The organism is Heliorestis acidaminivorans (assembly GCF_008933955.1).
GTDB lineage: Bacteria > Bacillota > Desulfitobacteriia > Heliobacteriales > Heliobacteriaceae > Heliorestis > Heliorestis acidaminivorans.
Window position 1 is genome coordinate 218,249 of sequence record NZ_WBXO01000001.1, and the last position, 11,971, is coordinate 230,219.

Consider the following 11,971-nt stretch of genomic DNA (forward strand, 5'->3'; position numbering starts at 1 on the left):
AAACACCTCCTTTTAGGTTTGGCAGGATGGTCTTACTTTGGTAAAGCTCTTTTGGGAACGATGATAATTGAAGGTTTACCTACTATAGATGGATTGGGTAGATTGCCAACTTGTTGAATCGTTCCTACTCTTCTTTTCAAGAAATCTAGTTCTCCCATTTGCAGAGCTCCTGTGGGGCACTTATCAACACAAATTGGGATTTCGCCTTGATCTTGTCGTTCATAACAGAAGTGACATTTACTGACCGTTTTAGTTTCTTCTCCGTAAGAAAGGGCTTGATAAGGACAAGCATAGAGACAATACTTACAGCCAACGCACTTTCCTTGGTCTTGAACGACAATACCGTCTTCTTTTCTTTTACTGTAAGCTTTAACAGGACAAACAGAAGCACAAGCAGGTTTAGCACAATGGTTACAGCTTATGGATAATAAGGTTTTATCTCGAGGCATCTTAGCGCCTTTGGTGGAGGGATCTTGAATAACTTTACGCCATTCAACACCTTTTTCCCAGTTATTAGCTTGCTTACAGCTCCTTGCGCAAAGTTTACATCCAGTACAACGGTTCTGATCAAAGAGAAAGCTCAATTGTAGACCTTCCTCTCGGTTCTGTGAGGCATTGGCATGACGGGGATGTATCTTTTGTGGAAGACTTCCTTCCACGGTAGCTAAGGCTAAGCCAATCCCTGTGAGGAAACATGCTTTAAGAGCTTTGCGACGACTAGTTGGAATCTCCATTTTCTTTCACGTCCTTTCTGAGCTTGATCTCATTTACCTTAACAACATTATCGCTGATCACACAACTTTGTGATAAGTTGCACATGACCTTTTGTGAAAGTGACATTTGTCACATTGCTATCTTCGTCGGTATATTAAGTTGTAATAATTAGTGATTCTTTCTCTTGCCTTCTTTTGTTATACTTATCCTAACAATTTAAGAGGGGGGTCGTTTGTGAATTCCATACCAAGCTATTACCATAATTTTTTGTTTCGTCTATTCCCACCTAAGTTAATTAACTTAGATCGCATTAAAAGTAGTAACAATAGTAACAAGCCCCTTATAGTTATGGCAAATCATTTTTCCCCCTTAGATGCTCTTTTATTGGCTATGTTTTTACCGCAAGATTTTGTTTTTCTAGTTAATAAAAATAGAGTATCTTCTTATCAAGAAGCTTTTCGCCTTCGCAAACATATGACTTTTGAGTTAGATAATCCCAACTCTTTGCGTGAAGTTATGAAGAAGATCAAAGAAGGAACAAATGTTATTGTTTTTCCTGAAGATCGCCCTTCGATGACTAATGGATTGCTCAAAATTTATGAGCCCTATGCTTATATTGCCTTAAAAACAGGCGCTACCATTTATCCTATTGGAATTGAAGGAACGCAGTTTACTCCTTATACTTGCTTAGACGATAAACTACCACAACATAGTTTTCCTGAAATTACGATTTATGTAGATGAGGCTTTTTCACTTTCTGAAGATGGTAAAAGTTCAAAAAATCAAAAAGATTTAGCTACAAGAAAAATTTCTCAAGCTCTCTTACGAGCTACTTTTTGCGCTCGTCATCGCCAGGGTATAAATCTTTTTGACGAACTACTGCGTACAGCAACTATCTATGGCTATAATCGTCAAATTATTGAAGACATCAGTCAAAAAGCTACTTACAAAAACCTGCTTATGGGTGCTTATGCTTTAGGTGATAAATTAAAAAAACTCTTCCCCACTGAGGAAAGAGTTGGTCTTTTATTGCCTAATTCAATAGGTCATGTCATTACTTTATTTGCACTTTTTCGTCAAAACATTACACCTGCTATATTAAACTTCACTATGGGCCCACAAGGGTTACTTGATTGCTGTGAAACTGCCGAGCTTAAAACTATTCTTACTTCTAAGCTTTTTGTGGAAAAAGCAGAGTTAAGTGCTCTTATTGATAAGCTTTCTGAAAAAGTAAATATTGTTTATCTTGAAGATGTGAAATCTTCTATTAGTATTACTGAAAAGTTGCAAGCCTTAAGCTCTTATGTTCAAAAACGTAAAGCTGTGCAGGGTAAGAATCAGCTAATTCTGTTTACATCAGGTAGCGAAAGTAAGCCCAAAGGCGTTATTCTTCGTCATGATAATATTCGGGCTAATCTACTGCAAGCTGTTGGTGTTGTTGATCTTACGGCAAAAGATACTTTGCTAAATCCTTTACCTATGTTTCATAGTTTTGGTTTGCAAGGTGCTTTTATTCCTTTGCTAACAGGTCTTAATCTTTATCTCTATCCCACTCCTCTTCATTACAAGGCCATTCCCGAAATAGCTTATAACATTAAGGCCACCATACTTTTTGCTACTGCTACTTTTCTTCATGGTTATCTTCAAAATGGCCATCCCTTTGATTTTCAAGCTATGCGTTATTTCATTGTCGGTGGCGAAAAGCTAAAAGAAGAAACTCGTCGACTCAGCCTTGATAAGTATGGCTTGCGACCTCTTGAAGGCTACGGTTGTACGGAAGCTTCTCCATTTATTAGCATTAACACACCAATCTATTATAAAGCTGGTTCTGTTGGCTATTTTCTTCCCCATATTGATTATCGCTTAGAACCTATAGAAGGTATTGAAAAAGGTGGCAAGTTATTTGTCCGAGGTCCTAATGTAATGGAAGGTTATCTGCTTCACGGTAAAGGTTTTGTTCCTGCCGAAGAATGGTATGATTGTGGTGATCTAGTTGATATTGACGCAGATGGTTTTATGTCCATTTTGTCGCGAGTAAAACGCTTTGCCAAGCTAGGTGGAGAAATGGTTTCCTTGAATCTAGTAGAAGAACTTGTAGCAACATGCTTAGATACAACTGAAGTAGCTACTATTCGTACTAGCGGTGGTCGTAAGGGTGAAGAGATCGTGCTATTTACAACTTCTCCTCAAGCTACTATAGGCTTACTGCGAGATTATATTGTAAAAGCAGGCCACTCTCCTTTAATGGTGCCTTCTAAGATTGTTCAATTAGAAAGCATTCCTCTGCTTGGTAGTGGCAAAACCGATTATGTAAGCTTACAAAAGAACTACGCTGAAGGACTCTATTAATAAAGGGCTTCAATAGAGGCTTTGAGGGAAAAGTTATTAAAGAACAATAAAAAAGGAACAGTGATTAACTCACTGTTCCTTTTCTTTTTTTGAGAAGGCCCGCCTATGCCGTTGCCACCAAGGTTTTAAAACCTGCCTCTCGCAGGTGGGCGCCTCACAGATGTCTTAGTCTTCCTACTCGTAGCAGGTCTGACTGCAACAACTAGATATTGGCTCCCGTTTGTATAATGTAGGTTAAAACACAAAGGGGCTGACGCACACGGCAGGCAAATCATCAATAATCTCTACATCATCTTTGCTTGTCGTAATTATAACATGTTCATTATCTCGGTGCACTGGTAATGTTTTGGAAAGTGCTCTAATTATCTTTGCTTAGCGCCCTCTTCTCTCTAAGTCCTGTAATAGACGCTCTAATTCTTGTAGTTTCTCACCATAACCGTTCCAGTCGCCTGCTTTGAGTCGTTCATTAGCTTCTTCATAAGCTTGACGAGCTTGTGTAGCTAGCTGAGAGACTGTTACTTCTACTACAGCGCTTTCCTCACCTTCTGGAGCAGGGCTAGTTGTTCTAGTAGGAGTACCTGTTCCTGAAAGACCACTCTGACCAAAGATTTTCTGCAAGGCTAGATCTAGTGTCTCTTCCATCACAACGCGTTCGCCATAGACAACAATTACGCGGCGCAACGCTGGTAGTCTTCCCTGCTCTGCTTGTAAGAATAAAGGCTGTACGTAGAGCAATGACTCATTGATAGGCAAGACGAGTAAGTTGCCTCGAATTACAGAGGAAGAACGCTGATTCCAAAGCGCCATATTCTGAGCAATATAAGAATCCTGGTTAATCCTCGCTTCAATCTGTGCAGGCCCATAAATTAGCTCTTGTTTGGGGAAGGTATAGACGAGAAGTTTGCCGTAATTATCGCCATCAGAACGAGCGGCCATCCATGAGATCATGTTATCTCTTTTGGCTGGTGTAAAAGGCGTCATTAAGATAAACTCAGGATCTTCTTCACCTGGCAAGGTCATTAAGGTGTAATAAGGCTCCATTAACTGGTTGTTATCTCCACCGGAGACGAGGCGAGGAATATTCCATTCGTCTTCTCGATTGTAGAAAATACCAGCATCTTGCATGTGATAAGTTGCATAGATACGAGACTGGATTTTGAAGAGATCTTCTGGATAGCGAATGTGTTTGCGCAAGCTCTCTGGCATTTCATCCATAGAGTTAAAAAGATTAGGGAAAATGGCTTGATAACTTTGAATTATGGGATCATTAGGATCACTAATGAAAAATTTCATTTCGCCTGTATAAGCATCAACAGTTGCTTTTACAGAATTACGAATATAGTTACCAGTCCCACGAGTTGGTTGTGAGAAGGGATATTGAGAAGAAGCTGTATAGGCATCAGCAATCCAAACAAGACGCCCTTCGTTAATGACTAAATAGGGATCACTGTCAAAGCGTAAGAAAGGAGCTACATTAGTCAATCGATCCATAATAGTTCGATTCATCAGTAGTTGACTTTCTGGCAAGATCTCTTTCGATAAAAGAATTCTTACATCACCAAAGTAAGCGGCAAAAACAAGTCTTTGCCAGAGTGATCCGATGGGAATACCAGCGTCAGCTTGGTAAGTTGTAAAGACATTGTCATTACCTGAGGGATAATCAAATTCTTTCGTTGCTGACTTTACAATGACATAATTATCTGTTGCTTCCCCGAAGTAAATCTCTGGTCGCTCAATTTCTACACTATCAGCTTCTGCCTTAGGCGGAATATCTTTGAGGAAGAAAGTTGGTAGACCTTCAGATGTAACTTCATTTACAGGGCTCATGGATACACCATAACCATGAGTGTAAATCAGGTGGCGGTTAATCCAAGTCTGTGCTGTTGTGGGTAAGGCTGAGGTATCTAACTCACGGGCTGCTAACATGACTTGACGCATTTCACCGTTAATCATGTAGCGATCAATATCGATTTCTCTTAGTTTGTAATAGAGACGAATCTCTTGCATCTGACTGTAAGTCTGCTGGAGCGGTCTCCAATCCCAGAGTCGAATGTTGTTGATCGTGTCTTTGTTATCTAGAATATCATTGGCTGTTAAATTATTAGTAGCACTAAAAGGTACTTGCTCTATACCGTCAAGTCCATAAGCTAGACGAGTAAACTGGATATTCATATCGATGTAGGGTCTTTCCATCACAAATTCATTAGGTTCTACGCGAAAGCGTTGCACCATATTGGGATAAATTTGACCTACTAACAATGAAGCTAAGACTAGCACTCCTACACTATATAGAGCCCAGCGAATTCTCTTTAGAACGAGAGAGAAAACGAGGACAATAGCAGTAAGTATCGCTAAAACTGTTAGAATCTGAAAAGCAGGTAACTGAGCGTGTACATCAGTGTAACTAGCTCCGAAGGCGACGCCTCGTGGTGAATAGACAAGGTTATATATATCAAGTTGATAGCCAAAGGCTTTGATTAAAAAGAAGAATGCACCAATAGCCGCTAAATGGTAGCGTGCTCGCGGTAATTCTCCCCAAGATAATTTGCCAAATCCCAAAGTATTAGCAGCTTGGTAGACAATAAAAAGCAATACTGCTGTAAGAACCACAATGGTAGACAATACAAAATAGACAAGCTCAAGAACAGGCAGTTGGAAGATGTAAAAGCTTACATCTTTTTGCAACAGCGGGTCAGCAATAGCAAATTCTTGTTGATTAAAGGCTAGCAAGAATTTAGGCCATTGATTGGACATAACTTGAGAAACGATAAAAGCTAGAAATAAGCTGATGGCCAAAAAGATTTTGTTCAAGTGCTTAGGGTCTATATACTCTGCCAAAGCTACTAGTCGAGGTTCGTTAACGGCATAAGCATTGTAATTTAAGGCTTTTTTTACTACATTGCTAGTCAAGTACAAGTTAGCAAAGATAAAGACAAAGGCAAAAAGACCAGTTACCAAATGCAAGATTAAACTAGTTGCCCAGCGAGTCGTCCAAACATCGCTTAACCCTTCTGAAAGAAACCACTGGTAGTTTACATAGAGATCGAGCATAGACCTGAAAAATGGTAATGCTAGTGCAACAGCAATAACAACGCCTAAAATGAGTAGATTGCGTCGATTCAGATTATTCATATCGCCCTCCACAAAAAAATTTGGGACCACTTACTTTATGCAATCAATTGGGGTACGATGGCTTTTGCACATGTTTCAAAAACCATCGTACCCCAGTCTTGTAAGCTATAGATAATGGTAAAAATACTTAGCTTTTTATAGACCGTAGACCTTATCCCCTGTAAGCACAACAATGCCGTTGTTTTTGAGAACTTCGATAGCTTTGTCGATTTTCTCAACTCTAAAAATAACTAGGGCATTGTCTGTTTTCTTTTCGGGCAAGGCATAAAGGTATTCAATATTAATCTCTGCTCCCGCCATGATTTCCATAATGCTGGCTAAGCCACCGGGATGATCAGGTACTTCTAGGGCAATAACAGAAGTTTCACTTACTGTAAAGCCTGCTTTTTTTAAAGCTAGGTATGCTTCATCAGGACGATCAACGATAAGACGTAAAATACCAAAGTCAGTTGTATCGGCAATTGATAAAGCACGAATGTTGATCTTTTCCTCGGACAGGGTGTGGGTCAAGGTGGCTAAGCGCCCTGACTTATTTTCTAAAAATATGGATATTTGTTGTACTTTCATCGTTAGCGCTCCCCTCTACTTTTGCTTCCTCTAGTAACCATTAAGTCAAATTATTTGGTTAATTTTCTTCGGTCAATGACTCTTTTGGCTTTGCCTTCCGACCGCTCTATTGTTTTAGGTTCTACAAGCTTAACTTTTGCTGTTACACCGAGCAAACTTTCTAGTTCTCGCTGAATCTTACGTTCCACTTTCTCCAGCTTTCGAACTTCATCAGAAAACATCTTCTCTGATACTTCTACCCAAACTTCTAGAGTATCCAGAAGACCTTCACGGTCAATGACCAAAACATAATGAGGCTCTGTAAGACCTAAACTTAGCAGGACACTTTCTACTTGTGTGGGGAAGACGTTGACACCTCGAATAATTACCATGTCATCAGTACGTCCGCTTACTTTACCCATTCTGACATGGGTACGTCCACAGTGACAAGGCTCTTCATATAGCACTGAGATGTCTCTAGTTCTATAACGAATAACAGGAAAGCCTTCTTTGGTTATTGTAGTAAAAACAAGTTCACCAGCTTCTCCATAAGGGAGGGGTTCACCTGTCTCGGCGTTAATAATCTCAGGAATAAAGTGATCTTCGGCAATATGCAAACCATTCTTGACAGGACACTCAGTAGCTACGCCTGGCCCCATGACTTCGCTGAGACCATAGATATCAATGGCTAAAATTTGCAGTCTATATTCTAGTTCTCGGCGCATCTCTTCTGTCCAGGGCTCAGCACCAAAGACACCTGCTTTTAGCTTTAACTTTTCTCTTGCTATCCCCATCTCGGCAATCGTCTCAGCCAGATAAAGGGCATAAGAAGGTGTACAAGCTAAAAGGGTTGTACCGAAATCTTCCATAAGCTTAATTTGTCGCTTAGTATTGCCACCTGATATAGGAACAACGGAAGCGCCCACTTTTTCGGCACCATAATGAACACCAAGGCCACCAGTAAAGAGACCGTAACCATAGCCAATTTGAATAACAGAGTCGGCATCAGCACCGGCAGAAGCAAGCATACGTGCTGTGAGCTCGGACCAAGTGTTGATGTCCCTGCGTGTATAACCAACTACAGTAGGATTGCCTGTTGTACCTGAGGAGGCATGAAGTCGTACAATTTCTTTCATGGGCGAAGCAAAAAGCCCAAAGGGATAATTGTCACGCAGATCTTGTTTGTACGTAAAAGGCAATCTTTGCAGATCTTCTAAGCTTTTGATATCTGCTGGCGTCACATGAGCCGCTTGCATTTTTTCACGGTAGGCTGGCACATTGTGATAGACTCTTTCTACCGTTTTTTGCAATCGTTCTAGTTGTAATGCGGCCAAAGTATCTCTAGACATTGTTTCCATTGGGCGATTCCAGATCATGATACACGCTCCTTGTTGCTGAGGTCTCTTATTGGTGGTGTGTTTTGGCTATGGCTTCTTCTAATTCAAAGTAAACCCAGTCTGGAACAGCTACTTCACCGATGCAGACAGGACCAAAAGAACCATGGTAGTCACTACCACCAGTCATTAGTAATTTCTTAGACTTGGCCATTTCGTAGTAATGTTCTATCCACTTCTGACGTTTGGCACCGTAATAGGCATAAAAAACTTCAATTCCTACAGGATGACGGTCAAGCAATTCCGGCAGTAGTGACTGTTGAGCAATTAAGCCAGGGTGAGCAATTACAGGAACACCACCAGATGAACGAATCAGCTCAACAGCTGAATCAAAGCTGTTGGCTCCATATTGTACATATGCCAAGCCTTGCGGATCTAGATAGCGTTTGATAAATTCCATACCCGAGCAAGGCAAAAGTCCACAGCGATGAAGAGCATGAACAATGTGTCCTTTGCTTATGGTTCCACGGGGATGTGCAATGGTTTTTACATCATCCCATGTTAAAGAAAAGCCCAGTTTTTGTAATTTCGCTACCATGGCTTGTGCTACAGCATTTCTCTCTTCTTTGAGCTTATGAAGTTCTTTTCGAAAGTGGGTAGCAGTTAGATCCATTCCATATCCAAGTAGATGAATTTCTTGTTCTTGGTAATGGACGAGTAGTTCGACTCCTGCAATAAGCTGAAGACCTTTTTGAGTGGCTTCTTCTACCACTTCTATATATCCTTCTATTGATTCATGGTCTGTAAATGAAAAAGTGTCTACACCGGCCTTAATAACTCTGTCCACTAATTCTTGAGGTGAATATTGACCGTCTGAAGCAGTGGTATGGAGATGTAGATCAATTTTCATTTTAATTCCCCTACTTCATTTTTTCAGCCAACTCAGAGAGAACCGTCTTTTTTTATTCCCTGTTCAATGATAAAAAACCTTTTTTTTAACGAAAAAAGTAACTGGAAATGATTCCGCTTCTTCTTGCTGATGGGGACGCATATCTTAGAACTTAGAATAAGCCCCATTTTCTTGCAAGGAGATTACTCAAATGGTGACCGTACTCACCCATGGAGCTCTGGTTTTGTTTATTGCTACTGTGGCAAATCGTATTCTTGCTTTTTTGAATCAAATTGTCTTGATGAAATATATTGGCCCTGAAACAGTAGGTTTGTTTCAAATGATTTTTCCTATTTATATTCTTTTGCTTGTTTTGGCAACAGCAGGAATTCCTGTGGCCCTAACTAAGAGGGTGGCCGAAGAAGCGGCTCAAGGTCAGTGGGGAAACGTTCGAAAGTATGTTATCACAGCTTTGTTCAGCACTACTCTTATAGCTACTGCTGTAACTGTTATAGCTTTTTTTCTTCCTTCTTTTCTTTTTTCCCAAGTTGTTGCAGATGTTAGAGCTGAAACAGCATACCTTGTCTTGTTGCCTAGTATTTTACTCGTAGCTCTTTCTTCCGTACTTCGTTCTCTTTGTCAAGGTCTGCAGGCGATGGAGCCTACGGCAATTGCTTCCTTTGTGGAGCAGGTCATACGAATTGTTTCGGGTCTAAGTTTAGCATTATTACTTCTGCCACAGGGTCTTCAATGGGCGGCCGCTGGCGTTGCCCTTGGTATTACTTTAGGTGAACTTTTTGGTTTAATCAGTCTTGCTTTTTTTTCTGGTCCTCATCTTTTTCGACGGTTAAAAACTTTCTGGTCTCACATCAATATGCCAACGACAACTACTTTGAGACAGTCTTTTTTTTCTTTGTGGCCTCTCGCTTATCCAATTGCTATTTCTCGTATTATCACCTGTCTTATGCTTTCTGTTGATGCCTATCTCATTCCTCGAAGCTTACAAGCTTCTGGTATGACCTTATCTGAAGCTACTTCTGCTTTTGGTAGTTTTAACGGTGGGGCCGCTCCTTTGATTACAATTCCTACGGTTTTTACCATTCCGCTATCTATTAGCTTGATTCCTGGAATTGCTGAAAGCTGGGCTTTGAAGCAACGTGAAACTGTTCGTTATCGTACTATGAAAGCCTTGCGTATTACTGCTCTTGTAAGCTGGCCTGTCCTGTCGATATTGTTTCTAGTAGGTGGGGATATTGCAGAGTTATTATTTGATTTAGAGGGCTTAGGCCCATCATTAAGTATTCTTGCTATAGGTGCTTTATTTCTTTATTTTCATCAAACGACGACAAGTATCTTACAAGGAATGGGTAAAGTATTTTTCCCTCTACTAGTTACAGTTTTTGCTTCTGTGGTGAGAGCTCTTACTTTCTTAACTCTTGCTTCGTCACCACAGTTTGGCTTAGAAGGCGTGGCTTGGGCCTATAGTTTTAGTAACATTATTACAGCCTTTTTGCATTTTGCTTGGCTTTATTTTTATTTGAAGATATCCTTGCATCAATTAACTTCTCTTTTTCGACCTGCCTTAGGTGCTATCTTGATGATGTTCATTTTTCATTTTCTTTTTACGAATTTGCTAGATCCTTTGCCTCTTTTGCTAAAGTTGCTTATGGCCACTGTGCCTTCACTATTAGTCTATCTTATCTCTTTACCTTTTCTTGGTTCTTTGACTCGTGATGATCTTCATTCTTTACCAGGCTTGCGTTGGTTTGTGAAAAAATGGTAACAAAAAATCACTCCCATAAGGAGTGATTTTTTGGTATCGCACCATCATCTTCATTGACTTGCCAGACTAGAGAAAGCGCAAAATAAAACCGAGTTCTTCCCGAACTAAGTGGAGGTGAAGTGAGATGGCTCAGTTCTACCCTGGTGGAAAGAAAATCTTCCCACAATCTATAAGGGATTCTTTCAAGTATGAAGTGGCTGAAGAGTTAGGGCTCACAACTATGATAAAAGATGATTATTGGGGTGCTTTGACATCAAAAGACTGTGGCCGTGTTGGTGGTCGGATTGGGGGATCTATGGTTAAAGCGATGGTTCGAAGAGCAGAAGAAATGTTGGTAGAGCAAGAAAAAGGTAATAATTCTTAAGTGGTAAACCAGGAGCGAACCTCTTCTAAGATCGTATAGTTAGTTAGATCAAAGTGTATGGGCGTTATAGAGATAAACCCTTCTTTGATGGCACCGATATCAGTTCCATCACTATAATCTAAATCCATAACTTCTCCAGCCATCCAATAATAAGTTCGTCCTCGAGGATCAATTCTTTTATCAAAAATATTTTGGTATCTGCGGTTGCCTAGTTTGGTCACTTTCATTCCCTTGATCTCTTTTTCTGGCAAGTCTGGTACGTTTATATTTAATAACGTATCAGGTGTAAGGCCTTTTTCTACTATTTTATGACATACCTCTTTGGTAATTGTGGCCGCATAATTGTAGTTACAGTCTTGCCAGCTTGCTACTGATACGGCAATGGAAGGAAAGCCATAGATCATACCTTCCATTGCTGCCGATACAGTGCCAGAATAAAGAACATCAGTTGCCAAGTTTGGTCCTCTATTGATTCCTGAGATTACGATATCAGGAGGCTCTTCCATTAAAACTTCTAGAGCCAGTTTTACGCAGTCTGTAGGTGTTCCCTTAACGGCCCAGCCGTGAAAATTGGGGTTCGAAAATTGTAGTTTCTCCACACGTATGGGTTCATGTACTGTAATCCCATGTCCTGTGGCACTTCTTTCCCCTTCTGGAGCGACAACAAATAACTCAGCCCACCCATCGAAGGCTTTCCAAAGTGCGTGAATTCCTGGTGCATGAATTCCATCATCATTAGTTAATAAGATTCGCAACCATGAACCTCCTATCGATATTACAGTTGCATTGAACTTCGAGAGTGCCATATTCGATTAGATTCTTGCAAGTTGCTTCGGCTTGATAATGAATGGAGCGTCCGA

The 11,971-nt window shown here is 40.4% G+C and carries 9 protein-coding genes and 1 other RNA gene; 3 read left to right on the forward strand and 7 right to left on the reverse strand.

The genetic code is table 11. The features are described 5' to 3' along the window. Positions 1-32: 32 nt before the first annotated feature. Positions 33-734, reverse strand: coding sequence for a 4Fe-4S dicluster domain-containing protein (locus F9B85_RS01015; protein ID WP_151617752.1), 702 nt, complete (start codon positions 732-734; stop codon positions 33-35). A gap of 214 nt (positions 735-948) precedes the next feature. Here F9B85_RS01015 and F9B85_RS01020 point away from each other — a divergent pair, with 214 nt between their 5' ends. Next, complete coding sequence (locus tag F9B85_RS01020; protein WP_170270064.1) at positions 949-3,063, forward strand: LpxL/LpxP family acyltransferase; 2,115 nt, start codon at positions 949-951, stop codon at positions 3,061-3,063. Positions 3,064-3,155: 92 nt separating this feature from the next. Here the strand turns inward: F9B85_RS01020 and ssrS are convergent. The 5 genes from ssrS to F9B85_RS01045 all read right to left on the reverse strand — a co-directional run bounded on the left by ssrS (position 3,156) and on the right by F9B85_RS01045 (position 8,985). Next, positions 3,156-3,335, reverse strand: a non-coding RNA gene (gene ssrS / locus F9B85_RS01025) — 6S RNA. A 100-nt stretch (positions 3,336-3,435) separates the two neighbouring features. Continuing rightward, on the reverse strand, positions 3,436-6,195 hold the full coding sequence (locus tag F9B85_RS01030; RefSeq protein ID WP_207707010.1) for a UPF0182 family membrane protein: 2,760 nt from the start codon (positions 6,193-6,195) through the stop codon (positions 3,436-3,438). Between the two features lie 135 nt (positions 6,196-6,330). Then, complete coding sequence (locus tag F9B85_RS01035; RefSeq protein WP_151617754.1) at positions 6,331-6,762, reverse strand: ACT domain-containing protein; 432 nt, start codon at positions 6,760-6,762, stop codon at positions 6,331-6,333. A gap of 50 nt (positions 6,763-6,812) precedes the next feature. Then, positions 6,813-8,117, reverse strand: coding sequence for a phenylacetate--CoA ligase family protein (locus F9B85_RS01040; protein ID WP_151617755.1), 1,305 nt, complete (start codon positions 8,115-8,117; stop codon positions 6,813-6,815). Between the two features lie 28 nt (positions 8,118-8,145). Next, on the reverse strand, positions 8,146-8,985 hold the full coding sequence (locus F9B85_RS01045; protein ID WP_151617756.1) for a PHP domain-containing protein: 840 nt from the start codon (positions 8,983-8,985) through the stop codon (positions 8,146-8,148). A 190-nt stretch (positions 8,986-9,175) separates the two neighbouring features. On the opposite strand from F9B85_RS01045, the gene F9B85_RS01050 reads away from it, so the two are divergent. Together F9B85_RS01050 and F9B85_RS01055 are read left to right on the forward strand one after the other, a co-directional pair. Then, positions 9,176-10,747 carry a putative polysaccharide biosynthesis protein gene (locus F9B85_RS01050; RefSeq protein WP_151617757.1) on the forward strand — a complete coding sequence of 524 codons (1,572 nt, stop codon included), beginning with the start codon at positions 9,176-9,178 and terminating at the stop codon, positions 10,745-10,747. Between the two features lie 124 nt (positions 10,748-10,871). Then, positions 10,872-11,111 (forward strand): alpha/beta-type small acid-soluble spore protein, encoded by a 240-nt coding sequence (locus F9B85_RS01055; protein WP_151617758.1) that lies wholly within the window; start codon positions 10,872-10,874, stop codon positions 11,109-11,111. On the opposite strand, the gene surE is transcribed toward F9B85_RS01055, so the two are convergent. Further along, positions 11,108-11,866 (reverse strand): 5'/3'-nucleotidase SurE, encoded by a 759-nt coding sequence (surE, locus tag F9B85_RS01060; protein ID WP_151617759.1) that lies wholly within the window; start codon positions 11,864-11,866, stop codon positions 11,108-11,110. The two genes, F9B85_RS01055 and surE, sit on opposite strands and share 4 nt — an antisense overlap. Positions 11,867-11,971 lie beyond the last annotated feature (105 nt).